The sequence below is a fragment of the Micromonospora sp. NPDC023737 genome (assembly GCF_040639715.1).
Taxonomy (GTDB): Bacteria; Actinomycetota; Actinomycetes; order Mycobacteriales; family Micromonosporaceae; genus Micromonospora.
The window spans coordinates 964,166-987,197 of record NZ_JBFAAL010000001.1 but is presented as its reverse complement, the minus strand read 5'-3'; the positions used below and the strand labels follow the sequence as shown (position 1 = coordinate 987,197).

The 23,032-nt window shown below is 71.8% G+C and carries 19 protein-coding genes; 13 read left to right on the top strand and 6 right to left on the bottom strand.

Going from position 1 to position 23,032, the window contains the following annotated elements; genetic code table 11:
• Window positions 1–645: 645 nt before the first annotated feature.
• The 4 genes from AB0F98_RS04365 to AB0F98_RS04350 are packed head-to-tail and all read right to left on the bottom strand — an operon-like array spanning window position 646 to window position 6,532.
• Complete coding sequence (locus AB0F98_RS04365; RefSeq protein WP_357728402.1) at window positions 646–1,884, bottom strand: MFS transporter; 1,239 nt, start codon at window positions 1,882–1,884, stop codon at window positions 646–648.
• A 39-nt stretch (window positions 1,885–1,923) separates the two neighbouring features.
• Window positions 1,924–2,505 carry a nicotinamidase gene (locus tag AB0F98_RS04360; protein ID WP_357728399.1) on the bottom strand — a complete coding sequence of 194 codons (582 nt, stop codon included), beginning with the start codon at window positions 2,503–2,505 and terminating at the stop codon, window positions 1,924–1,926.
• 43 nt (window positions 2,506–2,548) lie between these two features.
• A complete protein-coding gene (locus tag AB0F98_RS04355; RefSeq protein ID WP_357728397.1) occupies window positions 2,549–3,835 on the bottom strand; it encodes a nicotinate phosphoribosyltransferase in 1,287 nt (428 codons plus the stop codon).
• Window positions 3,836–3,853: 18 nt separating this feature from the next.
• Window positions 3,854–6,532 carry a LuxR C-terminal-related transcriptional regulator gene (locus AB0F98_RS04350; protein ID WP_357728394.1) on the bottom strand — a complete coding sequence of 893 codons (2,679 nt, stop codon included), beginning with the start codon at window positions 6,530–6,532 and terminating at the stop codon, window positions 3,854–3,856.
• 234 nt (window positions 6,533–6,766) lie between these two features.
• Between AB0F98_RS04350 and AB0F98_RS04345 the strand changes: the two genes are divergently transcribed.
• From AB0F98_RS04345 to AB0F98_RS04285, 13 genes are all read left to right on the top strand, one after another.
• Complete coding sequence (locus AB0F98_RS04345; protein ID WP_357728391.1) at window positions 6,767–8,293, top strand: hypothetical protein; 1,527 nt, start codon at window positions 6,767–6,769, stop codon at window positions 8,291–8,293.
• Window positions 8,294–8,441: 148 nt separating this feature from the next.
• Window positions 8,442–8,732 carry an ATP-dependent Clp protease adapter ClpS gene (gene clpS, locus AB0F98_RS04340; protein WP_355146448.1) on the top strand — a complete coding sequence of 97 codons (291 nt, stop codon included), beginning with the start codon at window positions 8,442–8,444 and terminating at the stop codon, window positions 8,730–8,732.
• 61 nt (window positions 8,733–8,793) lie between these two features.
• A complete protein-coding gene (locus AB0F98_RS04335; protein ID WP_175649191.1) occupies window positions 8,794–9,294 on the top strand; it encodes a DUF2017 domain-containing protein in 501 nt (166 codons plus the stop codon).
• A gap of 49 nt (window positions 9,295–9,343) precedes the next feature.
• Window positions 9,344–9,832: a M67 family metallopeptidase gene (locus tag AB0F98_RS04330; protein WP_357728388.1), complete on the top strand. Its 489-nt coding sequence runs from the start codon at window positions 9,344–9,346 to the stop codon at window positions 9,830–9,832.
• Between the two features lie 66 nt (window positions 9,833–9,898).
• Window positions 9,899–10,264, top strand: a complete 366-nt coding sequence (locus tag AB0F98_RS04325; RefSeq protein ID WP_357728385.1) for a MoaD family protein — start codon at window positions 9,899–9,901, stop codon at window positions 10,262–10,264.
• Window positions 10,265–10,274: 10 nt separating this feature from the next.
• Window positions 10,275–11,240, top strand: coding sequence for a cysteine synthase (locus tag AB0F98_RS04320; protein WP_357728382.1), 966 nt, complete (start codon window positions 10,275–10,277; stop codon window positions 11,238–11,240).
• Between the two features lie 242 nt (window positions 11,241–11,482).
• Window positions 11,483–12,226, top strand: a complete 744-nt coding sequence (locus AB0F98_RS04315; protein ID WP_357728379.1) for an MBL fold metallo-hydrolase — start codon at window positions 11,483–11,485, stop codon at window positions 12,224–12,226.
• 156 nt (window positions 12,227–12,382) lie between these two features.
• Window positions 12,383–13,108, top strand: coding sequence for a ribonuclease PH (rph, locus tag AB0F98_RS04310; RefSeq protein WP_357728376.1), 726 nt, complete (start codon window positions 12,383–12,385; stop codon window positions 13,106–13,108).
• 52 nt (window positions 13,109–13,160) lie between these two features.
• The gene (gene rdgB / locus AB0F98_RS04305; protein WP_357728373.1) at window positions 13,161–13,781 is read left to right on the top strand and encodes an RdgB/HAM1 family non-canonical purine NTP pyrophosphatase; all 621 of its coding nucleotides are present in this window, start codon (window positions 13,161–13,163) and stop codon (window positions 13,779–13,781) included.
• A 209-nt stretch (window positions 13,782–13,990) separates the two neighbouring features.
• Window positions 13,991–16,051, top strand: coding sequence for an acyltransferase family protein (locus AB0F98_RS04300; RefSeq protein WP_357728370.1), 2,061 nt, complete (start codon window positions 13,991–13,993; stop codon window positions 16,049–16,051).
• Between the two features lie 376 nt (window positions 16,052–16,427).
• Entirely contained in the window at window positions 16,428–17,900 is a 1,473-nt protein-coding gene (locus AB0F98_RS04295) for a hypothetical protein (RefSeq protein ID WP_357728367.1), read from the top strand.
• Window positions 17,897–18,853, top strand: coding sequence for a glycosyltransferase (locus AB0F98_RS04290; protein ID WP_357728364.1), 957 nt, complete (start codon window positions 17,897–17,899; stop codon window positions 18,851–18,853). Before AB0F98_RS04295 ends, AB0F98_RS04290 begins: the two co-directional genes overlap by 4 nt.
• Complete coding sequence (locus tag AB0F98_RS04285) at window positions 18,850–20,211, top strand: polysaccharide biosynthesis C-terminal domain-containing protein (protein WP_357728361.1); 1,362 nt, start codon at window positions 18,850–18,852, stop codon at window positions 20,209–20,211. The genes AB0F98_RS04290 and AB0F98_RS04285 overlap by 4 nt, the downstream gene beginning before the upstream one ends.
• A gap of 62 nt (window positions 20,212–20,273) precedes the next feature.
• Here AB0F98_RS04285 and hutH read toward each other — a convergent pair whose 3' ends face one another.
• Window positions 20,274–21,809 carry a histidine ammonia-lyase gene (gene hutH, locus AB0F98_RS04280; RefSeq protein ID WP_357728358.1) on the bottom strand — a complete coding sequence of 512 codons (1,536 nt, stop codon included), beginning with the start codon at window positions 21,807–21,809 and terminating at the stop codon, window positions 20,274–20,276.
• Entirely contained in the window at window positions 21,806–23,020 is a 1,215-nt protein-coding gene (gene hutI / locus AB0F98_RS04275) for an imidazolonepropionase (RefSeq protein ID WP_357729081.1), read from the bottom strand. The genes hutH and hutI overlap by 4 nt, the downstream gene beginning before the upstream one ends.
• Window positions 23,021–23,032 lie beyond the last annotated feature (12 nt).

Here is a 23,032-nt window from a genome sequence, read left to right as displayed (position 1 = left end):
CTTGATCACGAGTCGATCAACCCCCGGGTCGATCACCGCGCGGGTCGACCGGCCCCACGGTCGATCACCGCGGCGATCGCTCGGCTCCACGGTCGGTCGCCAGCCGGGTAGGTCGCTCCACGGGTAGGTCGGCCCAGGGGTCGGTCGCCGGGCGGGTCGGCCGGCCCACACGTCCGTCGGCGCCACAGGTCGATCGGTCCCACCGTTCGGTCGCCGGGCGAGCCGGTCGCGCCACAGGTCGGTTACCCCACAGATCAGGTCACCCCACAGATCAGGTCACCCAACAGGTCGGGTGGCCCCACCGATCGGTCGCCCCACGCGTCGGTCGGTGCCACGGGGACGCAGCGACCGCGTTCTACCGCCGGATCGGCGAGAAATCGGGGCTGACCACGGCGGTCGATCGCCCTACCGGTAAATCGCCCCACACGTCGGTCAGTGCCACGGGTCGATGGCCCCCACCGGTCGATCGCCCCCACCGGTCGATCGGTCCCACCGGTCGATCGCCCCACACGTCGGCTGGCCGACAGGTCGGTCCGCAGGTCGGTCGGTCCGCGGACGGCTGGACGGGCCGACCATCCGACACGCCGGCACGCTGACCGACTCGGCGCGGCGAGCCGATCGGCGGCGGGGTCGGGGCGGTGAGCCTCAGCGGACGGCGGAGGCGTACTCGGGTTCGGTGCGGGCCGGGGCGGCGCGACGGCGACGCAACTCGATCGGAAGCACCGCGAGCGCCACCAACGCGCCGATCACGCCGGTGACGGCGAAGCCCCACCAGGGCGCATGAGCGTCGATCACCGCGCCGGCGAGCGGAGCGCCGACGGCGAGTCCGACGGTGACCGCGGAACCGTGCACGCCCATCGCCTCGCCGCGTACCTCGGCGGGCGCGAGCCGGCTGACGGCGTCGGCGGTCGCCGCGAGGGTGGGGGCGCAGAGCGCACCGGCCGGAATCATCGCCAGGCAGAGCAGCCACCAGTGTGACCCGCCCAGCCCGACCGGGATGGTGCAGAGGCTGAGCGCGGCCATCAGTGCCAGCGGCGAGATGGCCCGGTGCGTCGCCCCGTACGCGAAACCGCCGACCAGCGACGCGACCGCCCACATGGCGAGGACGACGCCGGTCCAGCCGACCTCGCCGCTCTCCCGCAGTACGGCGACCACCGCCACGTCGGTGCCGCCGAGCACCAGGGTCGCGGCGAGGCTGACCGCCAGCACGGCCAGCAGCCGGGGCGTCACCCACTCGCGTCGGCGTACCTGCCGTCGGGGCGTACCGGGCTCCTCGAGGCCGTCGGCGGTGGGCGGGTTCAGCAGCCAGAACGCCACCCCGGCGGCGACGATGCCGGCTCCGACGAGGTAGAGGGTGTGTCGCGCCGTGATCGTCGTGGCGAGGGCCACCGCCAGCGCCGGTCCGACCATGAACGACAGCTCCACCGACATCGAGTCGAGGGCGTACGCGGGCCTGCGGCGCTCCTCGGGCACCAGCGCGGCGACGGACTGCCGCACCACCGAGAAGATCGGCAGGGCGAGCGAGCCGGCGATGAAGGCGGCCGGAAGCAGCAGTGGGTAGGGCAGTGAGGGCGCGGTGGACCAGAAGACCGCCTCGACGATCCCGGTCAGTACGAGCACCGGCCGCAGCCCCCGGCGGTCGATCAGCCGGCCGAGCAGTGGACCGCCGATCGCGCCACCGACCGTGACCGCGGCACCGACCAGCCCGGCCGCCCCGTAGCCTCGGCCCAGGTCCTGGACGACGTAGAAGGTGAGCGTCACTCCGGTCGCGGTGAGCGGGATGCGGGCCAGTACCGCCACGAGCAGCAACGACCGGAGTCCGGGCAGGGCGAGTGCTTCCCGGTAAGGCTTCAAATTCACGACGGTCCGTACCTCCGGCGTCATCCTCGCCGGAGATACGGCGGTCGCCAACCGATTACCCGGTCATGCGGTCCTGATCACAGGTTCCCCGCGTAGCGTGACCCCGGCGCCGTTCATGGACCGCAGCGCCACGTCGGTGGTGGCCGGGGCGACGGCCGCCGTGAGGTCCAGCAGCACCGTGGTGGTGAAGCCTTCCCGGGCGGCGTCCAGCGCGGTGGCCCGCACGCAGTGGTCGGTGGCGATGCCAACCAGCTCCACCGAGTCCACGCCGTGCCGGCGCAGCCAGTCGGCCAGGCACTCGCCGTCCGCGGCGTGCCCCTCGAAACCGGAGTACGCGGCCGCGTGCTCGCCCTTGTGGAAGATCTCCTCGATCCGGCCGGTCTCCAGCGCCGGGTGGAACTCCGAACCGGGGGTGCCGACCACGCAGTGCCGAGGCCAGGAGTCGACGAAGTCCGGGGGATTGCCGAAGTGCGCCCCCGGGTCGACGTGGTAGTCCTTCGTCGCCACCACGTGGGCCCAACGGCCCGGGTCGGCGGCGAGCAGCCCGGTGATGCCGGCTGCCACATCCGCACCGCCGTTCACGGCCAGCGAGCCACCTTCGCAGAAGTCGTTCTGCACGTCGACGATGATCAGCGCGTTGCTCACCGGTGCTCCCTCCAGACGACCGCGGCCCTCCGCGGGGCCATGTCTACTCCGCCGGTACGACGTTGACCGGAATGGCCGGGTCGCCGCCGGAAAGCTTGAGCCCCTCCCAGGGAATGGAGATCAGGCATTCCCGCAGGTGCTCACGCGACTCCGCCAGGGTGGGCAGCCCGACCGGCTCGCCGCCGATCACGAACTGGCGCTGGAGCAGCCGGTCGTTGGGCTGCCGCTCGGGCACCCCCTGCGGGACGATCACCTCTTCGGTGGCCGTACCGGTCGGCTTGTGCCGCCGTACCGCGATCTTCCGGCCGCCGATGGTGGCCTTGTGCTCCGAGCGTTTCACCACCGGCCGTCCCTCGACCTCGACCAGCTTGTAGACCAGCCCGACGGTCGGTGCCCCGGAGCCGGTGACGACGGCCGTGCCGGCCCCGTACATGTCGACGGGCTCGGCGGCGAGCGCGGCGATCGCGTACTCGTCCAGGTCACCCGAGACGATGATCTTCGTCTCGGTGGCGCCGAGCGAGTCGAGCAGCGCCCGGGACTGCTGGGCGATCACCGCGAGATCGCCGGAGTCGATCCGGACCGCCCGCAGGTCCGGCCCGGCCACCGCGATGGCGTTGCGGATGCCCTGGCTGATGTCGTACGTGTCGACGAGCAGCGTCGTGCTCTTCCCCAGCGTGGCGACCTGCGAGGCGAACGCCGCCCGCTCGTCGTCGTGCAGCAGGGTGAACGCGTGCGCCGCGGTGCCGGCGGTGGGGATGCCGTAGCGCCGGCCCGCCTCCAGGTTCGAGGTGAAGCTGAAGCCGGCCAGGTACGCGGCCCGGGCGGCGGCCACCGCGGCCCCCTCGTGCGCCCGCCGGGCGCCCATCTCGATGAGGGTACGGCCACGAGCCGCGGTCACCATCCGGGCGGCGGCGGCCGCTATCGCGCTGTCGTGGTTGAGCACCGACAGCACGAGGGTCTCCAGCACCACGCACTCGGCGAAGCCGCCGGAGACGGTGAGGACGGGGGAGTTGGGGAAGAAGAGCTCCCCCTCGGCGTACCCGTCGATGTCGCCGGTGAAGCGGTAGTCCCGCAGCCAGGCCGCGGCCTGTTCGTCGACCACGCCGGTGCGCAGCAGGAAGTCCACCTCGGCCTCGTCGAACCGGAACTCGCGGATCAGCTCGATGAGACGCCCGGTCCCGGCGACCACGCCGTAGCGGCGTCCGGCCGGCAGGCGGCGGCTGAAGACCTCGAAGACGCAGCGGCGGTCGGCGGTGCCGTCGCGCAGCGCCGCGCTGACCATGGTCAGCTCGTAGTGGTCGGTCAGCAGGGCGGGGCGAAGGGTGCTCACGGGACTCAGCCTAAGAGTTCAGTCGGCGTCGCCGCCCTCGTGCCCCGGGATCGCCCCCAACGCCGCGTGCAGCTCGGCCCGGCTGGTCACACCGAGCTTGGCGTAGATGCGCTGGAGGTGGTTCTCCACGGTCCGGGCGGAGAGGTAGAGCTTCTCGGCGATGGCCTTGCTGGTCGCCCCCTGTGCGGCGAGACGGGCCACCTCCCACTCCCGGTCGGTCAGCGTCGGCGTGCCGGCGCGCAACGCCGGGGTGTGTACGAGGTCGCAGCGGTTCAGCAGCGCGGCGAGGCGTTGCCGGGCCTCGCCGGCGGCGGCGGGCCGCTCCCGACGCAGCCGGTGCAGGACGGCGGCGGTCGCCTCGGCGGCGAAGAGGTTCAGCTCGCGCGCCGCGAAGGCGTCGGCGACCGCGAACAGTTCGGCGGGGGAACCGGAGACCGCGGCGCGGGCGTGCCGGGCCAGCAGCGGCGGCAGGTCACCGTCGACGCGCTCGGAGAGCTCGGTGAGGCGCTGCGCGACGGTGCGACGACCGCCGTCGGAGCAGGTGGGACCGACCGGTGCGTCGGCCTGGTCCAGCCGGACCAGGTCGTACAGGACGTGGACCTCGTGACCGGCGAAGCCGTCCGCGCGCAGCCGGTCGACCAGGTCGGTCAGCTGCTTCACCGCCCCGGGCAGGTCGCCGGCCGCGGCCAGCGCCGCCCCGCGCGCCTGCTCCAGCCACGGGTACAGCACCGCCATGCCTGGTGCCTGTGTGCGGTCCGCCTCGGCCATCGCCTCCGCGGCCTGGGTCGCGTCGCCACGCAGGGCGGCCGCCTGGGCGCGCTCGGCCTGCGCCAGCCCGGCGTACACCCGGCTGGTCGCCAGCACCGCGCAGGCGCCGAGGCTGGTCCGCAGCGCCGCGTTGCTCTGTCCGCGCAGCCGCGCCGCGTAGGCCTGGAGGATGGCGAGGTAGCCGGTGCCGAGCCGGAAGTCTCCGGCCCCGGCGAGGTCGGCGAACTCGTCGGCCACGATCGCGTCGATGCCGGCCAGGTCGCCGGCGAGCGTGAGGCGGGTGCCCCGGGCCAGCTCCAGGGCGAGTTGCAGGTACGGCATGTCGGCGCGCCAGCGGGCCGCCTCGGAGTGCACCTGGGCGATGGCCGTGCCGCTGCTACGCAGCTGCCCCTGTGCGGCCTGCAGGTAGGCGACGGTGGACCGGGCCAGCTCGCGGGCGGCAACGCTGGCCGCGGGACGGTCCAGCACGCTCTGGCTGAGCCGCAGCGCGGTGCCGGTGTCGAGGCGGTGCAGCCGCATGATCGCCTCGAACGCACGCACCCGGGCCTGGTCGGCGGAGTCGGTGAGGCTCTCCGCCCGCGCCGCGATCTCGTCCACCGTGGACTCGCGGCTGAGCCCCCAGTAGGTCACCATCCCACGCACGGTCAGCCAGCGGGCGTACCGCTGGGGCTCGGCCGGGTCGGGGGAGACGGCGTCGAGTACGTCGATCGCCTCCTCCGGCCGGTCGGCGAACATGAGGATGGTGGCGAGCAGCTCGGCGGCGTCGAAACCGCCGCCGGCGTCGAGCGCCGCGCGGGCCAGCCGGGTCGCCAGCGGTACGTCGTACCGGCTGAACGCCTGGCCGGCCGCCTCGAGCAGCAGCGCCGCGTCCTGGGCGGTGCCGGAGTCGAGCCGCCAGACCGCCACGCGGAGCAGGTCGTCGCGGCGCCGCTTACCCACCCGCTCCAACAGCTCGGCGAGGTCGGCCTGCAACCGTCGGGTACGGCTGACCGGACAACGGCGGCGCATGATCTCGCCGTAGAGCGGGTGCGCCAGCCGGACGTTGGTGCGCCGGTCGTGCTGGATGACCGTGATGAGGCCCCGCTCCTCGGCGATCTCCACGTCCTGCTGGTCGACGGCCTGGTTGAGCAGTTGCAGGCCGAGCGGCTCGCCGAACGCGACCAGCTCCACGACCGCCCGGACGCCGGGGGTGAGCTGGCCGATCCGGGTGTCGATCAGGTCGGTCAGGTTCGGGGCCAGCTCGAGCCGGCCGGTCCACTTCCAGATCCCGTACGTGCGGGTCAGTTCTTCGCTACCCGAGGCGGCGTGCACCAGCTCGCGGAGCAGCAGCGGGTTGCCGGCGGAGAGCCGTCCGAGCCGGTCGGCGGAGCCGGCGTCGACCGGGCCGCCCAGGATCTCGGCGAGTAGACCGGCCGTCTCGGCCGGAGCCATCGGGCTGAGCTCGGCCTTGTCGACCAGATCGTCCGTCCACAGTGCCCGGATCGGCAGCGGGATCTGCTCGCCGTCACGCAGCGTGCCGATCACGGTGGCGTTGTCGGCGCGGGCGACGAGGTGCACCAGCGCGGCCGACGGCTGGTCGAGCAGGTGGGCGTCGTCGATGGCGAGCACGATGCGACGCCCGGCCGCCTGCTGCTGGAGCACGTCCAGCGCCCAGCGCAGGATGCCGGCGGGGGACAGGCCCTGCGGCTGTTCGGCGGGCAGCACCTGGACCAGGCCGCCGAAGGGGAGGCTCGCGGTGGTGGCGCTGGCCGCGATCGACCAGATCGCGTAGCGGTCGTTGGGTAACGCCGCGACACCTTCACGCAGTAGCCGGCTCTTCCCGATGCCCGCACTGCCGCTGTAGAAGAGCCCCCGCCCCTCCGTGCTGGTCACTGCCGACAGCAGACGGTCGAGCTCATCCGTTCGGCCGACGAAACTCCACCGACTCATCCCGGCAGCATATCCATCGCAATCGGTCCGCAGGCAGAGCGTCACGCAGCGAAGTTGAGTAATCTCGTGATTACCGGTGAGTATCCGAACTGTTCCGCCGGAGGCGCGCGTCGCTCGTAGTCTTCCGGCATCCGGATCGATTCGCCGGAGTTTCCACGCGGCCGGCTGCTGCCGGTCCGCCCACCACGGGAGGTCGCCGCCCTGATGAAGCCGGGTCCGCTCCCCTCTGTCGACGTGCCTGGCGACCTGCCCGGGTGGGGCGACGTGCCTCGGTGTGCGCCGCTGCCCACCCGGGTCGGGGTGGCCACGCCCGGCTCGGACGAACCGCTCGGCGTGCTCGCCGTGGGGCCCGGTGGAGCCGGCCGCCGCGCCGTGCTCGCCACCCTCCTCGATCTCGACCCCGCACTGCTCGGTGTGCCCGACGGCAGCTGGCTGGTGATGCGCCACGGCACCACGGCGACACGGGCGGCCTACGTGCCGGGCTACCGTCAGCCACACACCTACGGCGCGGACCGCATGGCCGCCGGCCCCGCGTTGGCGCGTCCGCCGCGTCGGGTCGAGCTGCACCTTCCCGACCCGCTGCTGCGCCATTTCAATCTGGTCGACACGGCCGACACCGGCACGCTCGGCGCCGCCGGTGTGCCGGTGCTGCTGGACGCGGCCGGACGGGCCGGAGCGCTGCTCTTCGTGGTCGCCGCCGACCAGGTGTGCACCGCCGCGGAACTCAACCTGCTGGCGGAGGCCGCCCGGGCCAGGTTGCCGGTCTTCTTCGTGGTCACTCCGGGCTCGACCGGTTGGTCCTGGCCCGACAGCACGGCGCCGACGGAGGACACGGGGGCGTCCGTCCCGCCGTCCGGGGCCGGGTCCCCCTCGCCCGGTCCCATGGTCGACCCCGTCGCCGTCACGGTGGAAGCACACCGTGCCGCCCTGCTCTCCGCCGTGCCCGGCCTCGTCGAGGCGCGCTGGTTCGCGCTGCACGGCGCCGCCGCGGCGGACCTGCGCCGGGCCCTGGTCGGCTGGGCCGTCGACGAAGGGTTGCGCCGCGCCAGCTCCGACCCGCCCGTGCTGCCGGGCGAGCACGTTCGGGTGAACGTGGTGACCGACCCGGGCGACTGGTCCGAGCAGCTGGACCGGCAGAGCCGCTCCTGCGCCCAGCGGATCCGTCAGCACCTCGCACTCGAACTGGCCAACATCCACCTGCGGGTGGTTCAGGAGATCGTCTTCGGGGTCGGCTGCGCCGGGCTGCCGCAGCTGCTCGACCGCGAGATGGAGGCGCTCTCGCTGCTGGCCACCGCCCAGTGCGACCGGGCGGTGGGCGGCGTCCTCGACGAAGCCCTCGCCCGGGTCTTCGGGGCGCCGCTGCCCGACGGGGTACGCCAGCGGGTCGTCAAGGCGATCCGCTTCGGCCTCGCCGAGGACCGGCTGGCCCGGGAACTCGACCGGGTGTTGCTCGTCACGAGCACCGCCGGCGTGGCCGGACTGGCCGGTGAAGGGGCGATCGACGCCCTCGCCGGCTATCCCGGTGCCGCGCGGGCCGAGATCCTCCCACCGGTCGCGGTCGCCCTCTCCGGCGGCTGCTGGCAGCACTGGCGCAGCCCCGGCAACAACGACGCCAACGAGGCGCGGGCATGGGCCCAGCGGGCGCTGCGGGAGGTCGAGCTGGAGCTGGCCCGGGACGTCTCCCGCCGGTTCGAGGTCGTCCGTGTCGCTCTGGGTTCGGTGCTTTCCGATGCGGTCGACCACGGCATCCTGCTCGCCTGACGGCGGCTCCGGCACTCGGCCCGTCGGGCCCGCCCGCTCACCCCTCGGGCGCGGCGCCGGCGGGTCGGGTCTGCCGCTGGCGGGCGATCCGGGCCGGTCCGGCGTTCCGGTTCCTCGGTTCCCGGAGACCGGTGGCACGATGGGGGGCATGGCGGCTCCGCAGGTTGCACCGGTCGAGACGCCGGCCACCGAAGAGGTGCCGGCTTCCGACCGGCCGTGGGTGACGATCGTGTGGGACGACCCGGTCAATCTCATGACGTACGTGACCTGGGTCTTCCAGAAGCTCTTCGGCTACAGCCGGGAGAAGGCCGAGAGGTTGATGCTGGACGTGCATCACAAGGGGCGCGCCGTCGTCTCCTCCGGCGCCCGGGAGCGGATGGAGCATGACGCGTCGCAGCTGCACGCGTACGGGCTCTGGGCGACGGTGGACCGCTCGTGAGCGTGAGGATCGGGCCGGTGCTGCGAGCCCCGCAGCCGCGAACGGGGATGGCGTCTTGAGTATGTTCCGCCGCCAGAGCGGCCGCTACGTCGCCACTTTCGCCTCCGACGAGGTACGGGTGTTGCGCAAGGTCGCCTCCGAGGTGGTCGGCCTGCTCACCGACGGCTTCGACCACTCCGACCCGGTGGTGGGCCGGCTCTTCCCCGACGCCTACCCGGACGACCGCAGGAGCACCGCCGAGTTCCGCCGGTACACGGAGGGCGATCTCAAGACCGCGAAGATCGACCAGGCCGGCGCGATCCTCGCGGCGTTGCCGGGTGAGTCCGGCGGCGAGGTGCGGTTGGACGCCGAGGCGGCCGAGGCGTGGCTGCGCGCGTTGAACGACGCGCGGCTGGCGATGGGCGTCCGGTTGGAGATCAAGGACGGCACCGACCTCGGCGAAGAGCTGGACGAGGCGGTCGCCGAGGACCCGACCTCCAGCCGCGTGTTCCAACTGTCGGTCTACGCGTATCTCGGCTATCTCCAGGAATCCCTGCTCAACGCCTTGATCGACGGGGCGTGACGGCGGCCACTCTCGCGGCCCGCGCTGACCAGGCGTTAGGCTGGTCGGCGTGCTGAGCATCGACCGGTCGATCATCGACGCGATCGTGGCCCACGCGCGTCGGGACCACCCGGACGAGGCGTGCGGCGTCGTCGCCGGTCCCGTCGGCAGCGACACCCCGACCCGGCACATCCCCATGGACAACGCCGCCCGCTCCATGACCTTCTACGAGTTCGACTCGATGGAGCAGTTGCGGGTCTGGCGTGAGATGGACGAGCGGGACGAGGAGCCCGTGGTCATCTACCACTCGCACACCGCGACCGAGGCCTACCCGTCGCGCACGGACGTCTCCTTCGCCGGTGAACCCGGCGCGCACTACCTGCTCGTCTCCACCCGCGGCGCCGACGGCGAGGAGATCCGTTCCTTCCGGATCGTGGACGGCGTGGTGACCGAGGAACCGGTCCGGGTCGTGGACGCCGCGGTCGACCCGCACGCCGTGCAGTCCTACAAGTTCGGGCAGAGCCCGACGGCGGTCGACTACGAGTGTTCCGGCAGCTGAACGCGACGCCGTAGCACCCGATCCACGTCCCGTCACCGAGGCACACCCGAGAAGGAGCACGACATCATGGCCATCGAGGTTCGTATCCCCACCATCCTGCGCAGCTACACCGGCGGCGCGAAGGTCGTCGAAGGCGTCGGCGACACCCTGGGCGACCTGCTCGTCGACCTGGACTCGCGGCACGGCGGCCTGCGGGGCCGCCTGGTCACCGAGGCCGGCGCGCTGCACCGCTTCGTCAACGTCTACGTCAACGACGAGGACGTCCGCTTCCTCGGCGCCCTGGACGCCAAGCTCAGCGATGGTGACAGCGTCACCATCCTGCCGGCGGTCGCCGGCGGCGCGTTCGGCTTCGCGGCGACCGCGGCCATCGGCGACCAGAAGCTGGCGGCCACCGTGGAGCCCGACCGGCGCGTCTTCGCCGCCGATCGCTGAGGCGGCCGCCATGGCGCGGTACGAAAGCCTGCTCGACGCCTGCGGCGGTACACCCCTGGTAGGGCTGCCCCGGCTCTCGCCGACGGTGCCCGAGGGGGCGCCGCCGGTGCGGCTCTGGGCGAAGCTGGAGGACCGGAACCCGACGGGCAGCGTCAAGGACCGGGCGGCCCTGTTCATGGTGCGTGCGGCCGAGGAGGCCGGTCAGCTCCGGCCGGGCGACACCATCCTCGAGCCGACCAGCGGCAACACCGGGATCTCGCTGGCCATGGTCGCGAAGCTGCGCGGCTACCGCCTGGTCTGCGTGATGCCGGAGAACGTCTCGATCGAGCGGGTCCAGCTGCTCCGGATGTACGGCGCGGAGATCATCTTCTCGCCGGCGGCCGGCGGGTCGAACCAGGCGGTCGCCACCGCGAAGCAGATCGCCGCCGAGCACCCCGACTGGGTGATGCTCTACCAGTACGGCAACGAGGCGAACGCCCGGGCGCACTACGAGACGACCGGGCCGGAGCTGCTGCGCGACCTGCCGACCGTCACCCATTTCGTGGCCGGCCTGGGCACCACGGGCACGCTCATGGGCACCGGGCGGTACCTGCGGGAGAAGGTCGAGGGCGTCCAGGTCGTCGCGGCCGAGCCGCGCTACGGCGAGCTGGTCTACGGTCTGCGCAACATCGACGAGGGGTACGTCCCGGAGCTCTACGACGCGACGGTGCTGTCCCGGCGGTTCTCCGTCGGTACGCGGGACGCGGTACTGCGTACGCGGCAGCTCGTCGAGGTGGAGGGCATCTTCGCGGGCTTCTCCACCGGGGCGATCCTGCACGCCGCGCTCGCTGTCGCCCACGAGGCGGTGCGGGCGGGCCGGCGGGCCGATGTGGCGTTCGTGGTCGCCGACGGCGGCTGGAAGTACCTCTCCACCGGGGCCTACGGCGGCACGTTGGCCGACGCCGAAGAGGCCCTGGACGGGCAGCTCTGGGCCTGACCGGGCGGGGTGCCGCGCCCTTACGTAGCGCTACGGCCGGCGTCGCGATGATGTTCGAATTCGGTCACGCGATGCCGGTCGTCCCCGCGCTCGGTGTCACCTTGACGACAACTTTCAACGGATGATTCTTGCGCCCGCGCGTGCCAGCGTAGGCTGCGCTGCGTGGCGTACGGGTCGGTCGAGATCATGAGCCGAACGACGACCGGCGTGGCGACTACGCAAAGTGACAGCGAGACGACTCGATGCGACTGACCGTCCTGGGCTGCGCGGGAAGTTTCCCCGGACCGGAGTCGCCGTGCTCCGCCTACCTCGTAGAGGCCGACGGGTTCCGACTGCTGATCGACTTCGGCTCCGGTTCGCTCTCCACCCTCCAGCGCTACGCGGGCCTGCACGCCCCGGACGCGATCCTCCTCACCCACCTGCACTGCGACCACGTCCTCGACGCCGTGACGTACGTGGTCGTCCGCCGCTACGCCCCCGACGGCCCGTACCCGCCCCTGCCGGTGTACGCGCCCTCCGGCGCCCCCGACCGGCTGATGGCGGCGTACGGCGACGACGGCACCATGGACGACGTCTACCAGTTCTACGGCCTGCAACCCGGCACCTTCCCGATCGGCCCGCTCACCGTCACCGTCGACCGGGTCAACCACCCCGTCGAGACGTACGGGGTGCGGCTCGAACACGACGGCCGGGTGCTCAGCTACTCGTCCGACACGGCCCCGTGCGATGCGCTGCTGCGCCTGGCCCAGGACGCCGACGTGTTCCTGTGCGAGGCGAGCTACCTCGACGGCGTGGAGAACCCGCCGGACCTGCACCTGACCGGCCGAGAGGCCGGCGAGGCGGCGACCAAGGCGGGCGTCGGCCGACTGCTGCTCACCCACCTGGTGGCCGCCTGGGGCAGTGAGGCGCACACCGTCGAGTCGGCCGCCGCCGCGTACGCCGGGCCGCTCGATGTGGTCCGTCCCGGCGCGAGCTACGAGATCTGACCCGCCGGGCCGCTCTTGCCGTGGTGTCCGGCCAGTGCCGACGTGGTGCCCGCGCCCCGAGGTCGTCGGCCCGTCCCGATCCGCCGCGGGCGTGCCGGCGGGCAGGTCGGGGACACCGCGGCGCGGCCGGATCAGCGAACCGCATAGGGTGCAGGCATGGCACGACCCGACGGGCGACGGCCCGACCAACTTCGACCGGTGACGCTGACCCGGGGGTGGAGCACCCATCCGGAGGGCTCCGTACTCGTCGAGTTCGGTGCGACCCGCGTGCTCTGCACGGCGAGCGTGACCGAGGGGGTGCCCCGCTGGCGGAAGGGCTCCGGCCTCGGCTGGGTCACCGCCGAGTACGCGATGCTGCCCCGGGCCACCAACACCCGATCCGACCGGGAGAGCGTCCGAGGGAAGATCGGCGGGCGTACGCATGAGATCTCCCGCCTGATCGGCCGGAGCCTGCGCGCCAGCGTCGACCTGAAGGCGCTCGGCGAGAACTCGATCGTGCTCGACTGCGACGTGCTCCAGGCCGACGGCGGCACCCGGACGGCGGCCATCACCGGCGCGTACGTGGCGTTGTACGACGCGGTCCGCTGGCTCGCCGACCGCAAGGCGCTGGTCGGCAAGCCGGAGACGGTGATGCACCGGTCGGTGGCTGCGGTCAGCGTCGGCGTCATCGGCGGCGAGGCACGCCTCGACCTCTGCTACGCCGAGGACGTGGCCGCCGAGGTCGACATGAACGTGGTCTGCACCGGCACCGGCGACTTCGTCGAGGTGCAGGGCACCGGGGAGGCGGGCGTGTTTCCCCGCAGTCAGCTCGACGCCCTGCTCGACCTCGGAGTGGCGGGCTGCGCGGAACTGGCCGAGATCCAGCGGAAGGCTCTTTCATGAGCGCGAGGAGTGAGCTCGCGAGCCCCGCAGTCGCGAGCAAAGGCGGAATTGAATGAACAAGATCCTGCTGGCCACCCGTAACCGTAAGAAGCTGGTGGAGCTGCAGCGGATCCTCGACGGGTCGCTCGGCGCGCACCGGATCGCTCTGCTGGGCCTCGACGACGTCGAGGAGTACCCGGAGCTGCCGGAGACGGGTCTGACCTTCGGTGAGAACGCTCTGATCAAGGCGCGGGAGGGGTTCCGGCGTACCGGCCTGCCCACCGTCGCCGACGACTCCGGCCTGGCCGTCGACGCGATGGGCGGGATGCCCGGTGTCTTCAGCGCCCGTTGGTCCGGACGGCACGGTGACGACCAGGCGAACCTCCAGCTGCTGCTCGACCAGATTGCCGACCTGCCGGACGAGCACCGCTCCGCCTCGTTCGTCTGCGCCGTCGCCCTGGTGCTGCCGGGCGGCAAGGAGCACCTGGTCGACGGCCGGCAGTCCGGCCGGTTGCTGCGCGCCCCTCGTGGTGACGGCGGCTTCGGCTACGACCCGATCTTCATGGGCGACGGGCAGACCCGGACCAACGCCGAGCTGACGCCCGAGGAGAAGGACGCGGTCAGCCACCGCGGCAAGGCGCTGCGCGAGCTGGCCAAGCTGGTCGCCAAGGTGCTGCCCCCGAACGGCGGCTGACGCCACCGACCCTGACCTCGCCTGATGCCGGACCGGCCGCCGACCGCGGCCGGTCCGGCATCGGTTGGTCCGACTCTGCTTCAGCGTGGCCGGCGTCGTACCGGATAGAGAAAAGAGGTGCCGGCCGTATAGCCTCGCCGTCGCCACCACTCCGTGGCGGTGTGGCCGTCGAGCCGCCACCCCTACCCCTACCGCCGTGGCGAGGCACAGTGCATGATTCGAAGCTGACCGATCGCGGTGTGCTGCGGCCGGAGATCCAGGCTCTGCGGGCGCTTGCCGTGCTCCTGGTGCTGCTGTTTCATTTCTGGCCACATCGGATCCCGGGCGGATACGTCGGTGTGGACGTCTTCTTCGTGATCAGTGGCTTCCTCATCACCGCGCACCTGGTACGGGAGGTGCAGAAGTCGGGGTCGGTCCGCCTCGGCGCCTTCTGGGCCCGCCGCATCCGGCGCCTGCTGCCGGCCTCGCTGCTCGTGCTTGTCGCCACCGCGGCGGCCGTCTTCATCTGGGTGCCGCAGCTCTACTGGCCGCAGGTTCTGCGTGAGATCGCGGCAGCGACCATCTACGTCGAGAACTGGCAGCTCGCGCACGACGCTGTGGACTACCTCGCCGCGGAGAACGTCCAGTCGCCGGTGCAGCACTACTGGTCGCTCTCGGTGGAGGAGCAGTTCTATCTGGTCTGGCCCCTGCTGATCGTGGTCGCGATCGTGGTCGCGGGTCGACTCCGGCGGCCGGATCCGACCGGCGCGATCCGGGCCATGCTCGCCGTGATCGTCGTGGCCTCCTTCGCCTACTCCGTCTACGAGACGCTCACGAACAGCGCCGCCGCCTACTTCGTCACCCCCACCCGGGCATGGGAGTTCGGGGCCGGAGCGCTGCTCGCGACGCTGCCCGGGCTCGGCCGGTCAGCCGGCGACCGCACCCGCTCGGCGGTCTCCTGGCTGGGCCTGCTCCTGATCGGCCTGGCCGCATTCGTTCTGCACAGCGGGACCCCCTTCCCGGGCTACGCCGCCGCGCTGCCAGTCGTCGGTACGCTCTGCGCGGTCTGGGCCGGCGCTCCCGGCCCCCGGTGGTCTCCCCTCGCGCTGATGAAGTTGTCGCCGGTGCAGAAATTCGGCGACTGGTCGTACTCCGTCTACCTCTGGCACTGGCCGGCGATCGCGATCTTCACGCTGGCGACCGGCGACAAGATGACCTGGCCGGTGAAGCTCGTCGTCATCGCCGGCGTGGTGGTCCTGGCGGCGCTGACCAAGCGCCTTGTCGAGGACCCGGTGCGGTTCGGTCTGCTCGCCGGTCGGCGCCGGCTGTGGCCGCAGTACGTGGCCGCCGCGATGTCGATGGCAATGGTGATGTCCGTCGTGGTCGCCGGAAACCGGCTGCTGGAGCAGAGCAGCCAGGCGAGCAACTCGCGCCTCGAGCAGCTGTTGGCCGAGGGGGCGCCGTGCCTCGGGGCGGGCGCCATGATCGCCTCTCAGGGCTGCGAACCGGGCGCTCTGGGCCGGGAGGTGTTCCCCGAGGTCTCGATGCTCACCAAGGACACCGGGTCCGCGTACCGGTGCTACGACCAGGAGCCAGGTGCCGAGCTCAGTTCGTGTCGGATCGGCTCCCAGCGGCCCGACGCGACGAAGGTCGCGATCGTCGGGGACTCGCACGCGGCGATGCTCATTCCGGCCCTCGAGGCTCACCTCGAGGCCCGGAACTGGGTGCTCGACACCTATGTCGCCCGGGGCTGCATCTGGGCGAGCGTGGACCCCGCCGACCAGGCCGACCCGTGCTACGCGCGACGCCAGGCGATGATGCAGCGGCTTGGCGCCGGCCCGAAGTACGACCTCGTCATCGTCAGCGGGCGGCGGAGCGCGAGCACCGATCGCCGCACCGCGGACGGCCAGATCCGCAGGTATGTCGACGCGTGGCGCCCGGTGCTCGCGCGGGGGACCAGGATCGCCGTGGTGGTGGACAATCCGTTGCTCGGTGACGAGGACCTCGCCTGCCTCGTCGACGACGGGGCGAACGGCGGAGATCCGACCCGGTGCTCCGTCGACCGGCGGACCGCGCTCGGCACCCGCGACGCCCTCGAGGACGCCGCGCGGCGAGCCGTCGACAAGGTGCAGGTGGTCGACCTGACCGACCTGTTCTGCACCGCGACCCGGTGTCCGTTGGTGATCGGCAACGTCATCGTGTATCGCGACACGCACCACATCACCGCGACCTACGCCCGCACTCTCGGCACCCACCTCGTCGAGCGCATCGCGGCGAGCACCGCGTCGTGACATCAACCCCGGTGCGGCCGATCGGTCGCGGTGACCGCCTCGTTGGGGCTTCCCGGCGGTCCGGTCGGGTTTCGTCCCGAGAACGGCGCCGGCACTTGCCCGCCGCCGCCGATTACTGCTGCTGCCATGCCATTGAACGTGTCGGAGTGCTCGGTGGGAATGCCAGTTCTCCGCGCAATACCGGCGATCGGTCCGCGTGGTTGCCGGCACGCGTCCGGCCGCCGCTCAGCGAGAGATGGGCGAAAGCGGAGAAAACACTGCGAGCCGGCGGTGGTCGTCGTCGGGTTTCGGGGCGGCAGAGGCGGCCTTTGGTGGTCGTGCTCCTCGCGTATAGTGCCCCGAGAGGTAGGGCGGAGAGGATCATGAAATGGACATAATGCCTCAGAAGCCGGCGGCAACCGAGAGCGTGGGCGGTGGCCGTCGTCTGATGGGCAGGAGCCTGCCGTTCTCCGCCGACACCGCCCCCAATTCTCCAGGAGACACCCCAGCCCGACGCTTTCTCTGGGCGGCCGCCCGGATAATGACCGTGCTCGCCATGGTCGTGGTTGGCGTGAAGTCATTCTTCGACATCTTCGGCGCGAAGGTCGCGGCCGACACCGTCGATTCCGGCATGGTGACGACGGTCATTGGCGCGGTTTTCATGGTGGGCGCCTTCGTCGCCACGACAGTGGCGTCGAGAAGGTTCCTGACCAATCTGACCCCCGGGATCGTGGCGCTGCTGCTCCTCGGCCTGTTCTCCGTTATCGGCCTGATCGCCCTGCCGGCCCGGGAAGACTTCTTCCAGGTCTTCGCCACGGCCAATGTGCGCGAGATCTTCGGGCCGTACATCGCGCCCAGGAGCGGGATAATCACGCAGGCCGCCCAGCTTGCGGTCGGGTTCGCGCCGATCGTGCTGCTGGCGGTCATGTTCATCAAGCCGGGCTGGTTCTCCCTCGACCTGTTGCGCTGGGTCCTGCTGCTCGTGGTCCTCGGCGCCGTCGTGCACTCCGTGATCGCCTGGCTGCAGGTGGCCGGCGTCGTTCCCTACACCTACTTCTTCAACCTGATGAGCGGCAAGGTCGGGCGTGCCTCGGGTGGTTACTTCCACCCAGCGTCGCTCGGTCGGCTCCTGATCTTCGCGGTGTTCATTCTCTACGCCGCCGGTGACCGGCTACGGGTCAGCGCGCTGGCCCGCTACGCCGCCGTCGCGTTCCTGACCGCCACCGCGGTCGTGAGCACCCACCGGATAACGATCGTCTGCGTGGTGTTCGTGATTGTGGCGTTCGAACTGCGCAGGCTTCCTGAACTGCTCGGTCAGATTTCCAACCTGCGGTTCCGCACCGCCGTGTGGGGCGCTGGCGCTCTCGTCGTGCTGGTGGTCCTCGCGGCGGTACGTTGGGGCGCCTATCTGTTCGACCGCGCGGTCTTTCTCGCCACCCAGATCGGCTCGCTGAACCCGACGAACGACGAGTTCCTGCACGGGCGCGGGCAGATCTGGTTCCGATTGGCGGAGGTGTGGCGGGACGCGCCGCTGGATATCTGGCTCCTCGGACTCGCCTACGAACCGTGGAACACGCACAGCGACCCGTTGCGGATCTTCGTGGTCTGGGGGCTGCTCGGGGTCATCCTGATGGCGATAATCTTCATCAACCTCTGGCGGGTGACGAGGCGTGCCATCGCGGTCGAGGCGCGGTGGATGCTTTCGGTCCTCTACGCCGTGACGGTCATCTCCGCCCTGACGCAGAAGCCGACCTCGTACTCGTACTTCATGTGGATGTTCTTCCTCTCCCTGATGCTGATTGTCGCGTTCTACCCTCGCGTGAACGCGCCGATCACCCCGGCAACGGATACTAGTGGTGATCGCGAATGAGCGCCCCCCTCTTCATTTCGTGGAAGCGTTATCAGCGTCGTTCGGACGTGCTCGCCCAGGCGCTGGGCGCCGAATTGGCGTGGCGCCCGGCCAAGGCGACGCCAAAGGCACTTCGTCCCTTCGACTACCTCGCCCACACGTGGAATGATCTCAAGCTGCTCCGGTCGCGGCGGCCGTCGTTCGTGGTCGCGCAGGCGCAGCCGCACCTGGCAGCCCTGGCGCCGTACCTCAGTCGGGTTCCCTACGTCGTCGACGCGCACAACGGGCAGTTCCAGTCGTGGTGGCGCCGAGTTCCGAGCACCGCGACGGTGCTGCGCGGGGCGAAGCTGGTCCTGACGCACACCCAGGAGGCGGACGTCATCGCCCGCGCGGCCTTCCCGGGCCTGCGCACCCTCGTCGTGCACGATCCACTCCGGGAGATCCCGCCGGCGGCACCGCGCGACTGGGTGTTCGTCGTGGCCACCGTCGCCCCGGACGAGCCCATGGACGTCCTCATCGAGGCGATCGAGGCGATGCCCGAGGTCAACTTCGTGACCACCGCCCCGCTGCACCGGCTGCCACCGCCGCTTCGCGAGCGCGCCGAGCGGCTGCCCAACTTCACCACCCTGGGTTTCCTCGATCTGCCCGACTACGAGGCGGCGCTCGCCGCCGCGCGCGCGGTCGTCGTGCTGACCGACCGGGACGCCACCCAGCCCAGCGGGGCGTGCGAGGCGCTGAGCGCGGGTAGGCCGCTGGTCCTGTCCCACACCCGCACCACCGAGGCCCTGTTCGGAAGCTTCGCTACGCTCGTCGCCAACGAGCCCGAGGCGCTGGTCGACGGCGTCCGGAAGACGATCGGAGACGACCCGGCCGCGGCCGGGCGGATCGCGGCGGCACGCGAAGCCTGGATGAGCCGGACGGAGGCCGAGCTGGAGATGTTGAGATCGCATGTGTCGGCCAGAGCGACCAGATGATGGTCGAGCTGCGGACCGGTACGTCGACGTCCAGCCGATCCGGCGGCGGCATGGCACGCCGGCTCCGTCAGCTGGGAATGCTCGGGATCAGCCAGGCCGGCGTCACCCTGATCGCGTTCCTCACCCAGGTGCTGCTCGCGCGTAGCCTGCCCAAGGCCGACTTCGGCGCCTTCATGTCGGTCATGTCGCTGGTGACGCTGGCCGGGCCGTTGGCCATCTTCGGGGTCGCCGAGTTCTGGTTGCAGCGGTTCGGACGTGAGGGGCCCAGGGCGTTCCGCTGGGTGCGGCCGTCGATCGTGCTGGTGGTCGTCACGTCCGGCCTGCTGGTACTGGCGCTCATCGGGTGGGGCCTGGTCGACCGGGACGACCCCGTCACCGGCGGTCTGCGCATCGGGCTCGCCCCGATCATCCTGTCGCTCGTCGCCATGGCGCTGTCCGGGTCGGCCCTCCAACTACAGGGCGCCTACGGGCAACTCGCGGCGCTGCAACTGGCGCCGCAGGTCGGCCGGCTCCTGGTGGCCCTGCTGACCGGCCTCTTCGGGCTGTCGGCGCTCATGGTGGCGCTGGGCTACGCCTTCGTGGCGGTCGTAACAGTGGTCATCAGCGTCCTGGTCATCGCACCGTTCTGGTACGCGCGGGCGACGCTGGAGGGCCACGCGCAGGTGCTTCGTCGCCTGGCGCGTCCACCCCGGATGCGTCACCTCGTCGGCGGGACGAGCCTGTTCCTGCTCGGCAGCCTCTTCTATCAACTGGGCATGCAACTCGGCATCGTCACCTCCGCCGAGTTCCTGAGCCCGGAGGCCGCGGCCGTGCTCGCCGTGCCGATGACGCTGCTGACCGCGATCTATCTGCTGCCCCGCATCGTCTATCAGCAGTACTTCCTGGCGAAGCTGCACCGCTGGTCCCGCTCCAACCGCGGCGCGGTCCTGATCGCGTACCGTGCCGGCACGGTCGGGATGATCGGTCTCGGGCTGCTGGTCGGCCTCGTCGTCGCCGTGGCCGGCCGCTACGCCATCCCCTTGATCTTCGGCGCCGAGTACCGCCCGTCCGTCCCGGTGATGGCGATTCTCGCGCTTGCGATCCCACTCCGTTTCGGTTCCGCCAGTGTCGAATCGCTGCTGATGAGCGGCGGCCTGGTGCGGCAGAAGGTGTTCTATCAGGGGCTGGGATCGGTCGTCTACCTGGCCGCGCTGGCCACCGCGATCCCGATGTTCGGCGTGACCGGGGCCGCCTGGGCGACGGTGTTGTCCGAGGCGATACTTCTGGTCCTGTTCTGGTCCCGAGTGAAGCGGAATGTCGTAGCGGGTGCCCAACTCCCGTCGTGGGCCGAGATACGACGGACGGTCGCCGGAGGCTGAGCCCTCAGGCCGGCACCGGAATGGGTGCAGTCACCCCACCCCGGTGCCGTCCTGGCCGCTGGTCAGGCCAGCGGGCCGATCTCGCGTTCGATGGCGGCGCGCAGGTCGGGGCCGGTCAGCGCGTCGCGGGCCGCGGCCATCACCGGGGCGAGGAAGGTGTCCGGGCCCGGCTCGCCGGCGATGCCGCCGAGGGCCGCGACCGCGGCCCGCCCGGCCGGCGACGGGACGAGTGGGGCGCGCAGCTGCAGGCCGCGTACCCCGGCCAGCAGCTCGACCGCGAGCACGCTGGCCAGATTGTCCAGCACCGTCCGCAGCTTCTTGGCCGCCGCCCAGCCCATCGAGACGTGGTCCTCCTGCATGCCGCTGGTGGGCAGCGAGTCCACCGAGGCGGGCGCGGCCAGCCGACGGTTCTCCGCGACGATCCCGGCCGCGGTGTATTGGGCGATCATCAGTCCGGAGTTGACCCCGGCGTCGGGGGAGAGGAACGCCGGTAGGTCCCGGTTGCGGGCGACGTCCAGCAGCCGGTCGACCCGCCGCTCGGCGATCGCCCCGACCTCGGCGGCGGCGATGGCCAGGAAGTCGGCGGCGAAGCCGAGCGGCGCGCCGTGGAAGTTCCCGGTCGACTCGACCCGCCCGTCCGGCAGCACCACCGGGTTGTCCACCACCGAGATCAGCTCGCGTTCGGCGACCGTACGGGCGAAGTCCAGGGTGTCGCGGGCCGCGCCGGCAACCTGCGGCGCGCAGCGCATCGAGTACGCGTCCTGGACCGCGTGCGCCAGGTCGTCCCGGTGCGAGTCCATCACCGCCGAGTTCTGCAGCAGCCGGTGGATGTTCGCCGCCGACGTGATCTGACCGGGGTGCGGACGGATGCTGTGCAGCTCAGGCAGGAACGGCCGTTCCGAGCCGAGCATCGCCTCGATGGCGAGCGCGGCGGTCACGTCGGCCATGGTGAACAGGTGCGCCGCGTCGTGCAGGGCGAGCAGCAGCATGCCCAGCATGCCGTCGGTGCCGTTGATCAGCGCCAGCCCCTCCTTGGCGGCCAGCTCGATCGGAGCCAGGCCGGCCTCGCGCAGCGCGTCGGCCGCGTCGATCCGCTCACCGGCCGGGCCCAGCACCCAACCCTCACCGAGCAGCACCAGCGCGCAGTGCGCCAGCGGGGCGAGGTCGCCGGAGGCGCCGAGCGAGCCGTGCTCCGGCACCCACGGGGTGATCTCGTGGTTGAGCAGGTCGACCAGTGCCTCGGCGACCAGCGGCCGGACCCCGGAGCGGCCCAGCGCGAGTGAGCGGACCCGCAGCAGCATCATCGCCCGGACCACCTCCCGCGGCATGGGCGCACCCACGCCGGCGGCGTGCGAGCGGATCAGCGCGTGCTGGAGTTCGGCGCGGCGTTCCGGGGCGACGAACGTGTTCGCCAGTGCGCCGAAGCCGGTGGAGACGCCGTAGACGGGTCGGCCGGCGGCCTCGATGCCGTCCACGATCGCCCGGCTGGTCGCCATCGCCTCCGTCGCGGCGGGGTCGAGCACGACCTTGGCGCCGCCGCGGGCCACGGCGAGGACGTCGGCGGGGGTGATGCCGGTGGGCTGGATGGAAACGGTCATTGTGGTACTCCGTTGTGCAGGACCTGGCGGATGAGTGGCACACCGGGCCGGTAGGCCAGGTGCAGGTGGGTGGGGGCGTCGAGGACGATCAGGTCGGCCCGGGCGCCGGGGCGCAGAACACCGACGTCGTCGCGGCGCAGCGCCAGCGCGCCGCCGGCGGTCGCCGACCAGACCGCCTCCGCCGGGGTCATCCGCATCTCGCGTACGGCGAGGGCGATGCAGAACGGCATCGATGAGGTGTACGACGAGCCGGGGTTGCAGTCGGTCGCCAGCGCCACGGTCACGCCCGCGTCGAGCAGCCGCCGCGCGTCCGGGTAGGGCGAGCGGGTGGAGAACTCCGCCCCGGGCAGCACTGTCGCGACGGTGGTGGTGTGCCCGCCGTCCGGGTACGTGCCGCCGATCCGGTGCGACGCGAGCGCGTCGATGTCGGCGTCGCTCAGGTGGGTGCAGTGATCCACACTGGCCGCGCCCAGCTCGACACCGAGCTGCACACCCGGGCCGGGGCCGAGCTGGTTGGCGTGCACCCGCACGCCCAGCCCGGCGGCCTGCCCGCAGGCGAGGATCGCCCGGGCGTGGTCCACGTCGAAGGCGCCCCGCTCGCAGAACACGTCGATCCAGCGGGCGTACGGGGCGGCGGCGGTGAGCATCGGCCCACACACCATCCCCACGTAGTCGTCGGGGCGGTCGGCGTACTCGGCCGGCACGACGTGCGCGCCGAGGAACGTGGTGTCCTCGCTGAACTCGGCGGCGATCCGCAGCGAGCGGGCCTCGTCGGCGACGGTGAGGCCGTACCCGCTCTTGATCTCGATGGTGGTGGTGCCCTGCCGCAGCGCCTCGCCACGCAGCCGCCGTACGTTGTCGCGCAGCTCGCTGTCGGGGGCGGCGCGGGTGGCGCCGACGGTGGTGCGGATACCGCCCCCGGTGTACGGCTCGCCCGCCATCCGGGCGGCGAACTCGGCCGCCCGGTCCCCGGCGAAGACCAGGTGCGCGTGACTGTCCACGAAACCCGGAAGCACCGCGGCGCCCCCGGCGTCGACCCGCCGGTCGGCGGCCGGCGCACCTCGGGCCGGCCCCACCCAGGCGACCAACCCGTCCTCCACCAGTAGGGCGGCGTCGCGGTGGATGCCCAGCGGCCCGCCCTCGCCGTCACCGAAGGCGTTGGTCACCAGTTCCCCGATGTTGTCCACGAGCAGGCTGCCGCTGCTACGCACAATCGGCCGTGC

Coding starts and splice junctions, on each gene's coding strand:
- rph (WP_357728376.1), top strand. CDS start 12,383: ATGGCACGACCCGACGGGCGACGGCCCGACCAACTTCGACCGGTGACG.
- AB0F98_RS04290 (WP_357728364.1), top strand. CDS start 17,897: ATGAGCGCCCCCCTCTTCATTTCGTGGAAGCGTTATCAGCGTCGTTCG.
- AB0F98_RS04315 (WP_357728379.1), top strand. CDS start 11,483: ATGCGACTGACCGTCCTGGGCTGCGCGGGAAGTTTCCCCGGACCGGAG.
- hutH (WP_357728358.1), bottom strand. CDS start 21,809: ATGACCGTTTCCATCCAGCCCACCGGCATCACCCCCGCCGACGTCCTC.
- AB0F98_RS04285 (WP_357728361.1), top strand. CDS start 18,850: ATGATGGTCGAGCTGCGGACCGGTACGTCGACGTCCAGCCGATCCGGC.
- AB0F98_RS04335 (WP_175649191.1), top strand. CDS start 8,794: ATGTTCCGCCGCCAGAGCGGCCGCTACGTCGCCACTTTCGCCTCCGAC.
- rdgB (WP_357728373.1), top strand. CDS start 13,161: ATGAACAAGATCCTGCTGGCCACCCGTAACCGTAAGAAGCTGGTGGAG.
- clpS (WP_355146448.1), top strand. CDS start 8,442: ATGGCGGCTCCGCAGGTTGCACCGGTCGAGACGCCGGCCACCGAAGAG.
- AB0F98_RS04365 (WP_357728402.1), bottom strand. CDS start 1,884: ATGACGCCGGAGGTACGGACCGTCGTGAATTTGAAGCCTTACCGGGAA.
- AB0F98_RS04320 (WP_357728382.1), top strand. CDS start 10,275: ATGGCGCGGTACGAAAGCCTGCTCGACGCCTGCGGCGGTACACCCCTG.
- AB0F98_RS04295 (WP_357728367.1), top strand. CDS start 16,428: ATGCCTCAGAAGCCGGCGGCAACCGAGAGCGTGGGCGGTGGCCGTCGT.
- AB0F98_RS04350 (WP_357728394.1), bottom strand. CDS start 6,532: ATGAGTCGGTGGAGTTTCGTCGGCCGAACGGATGAGCTCGACCGTCTG.
- AB0F98_RS04325 (WP_357728385.1), top strand. CDS start 9,899: ATGGCCATCGAGGTTCGTATCCCCACCATCCTGCGCAGCTACACCGGC.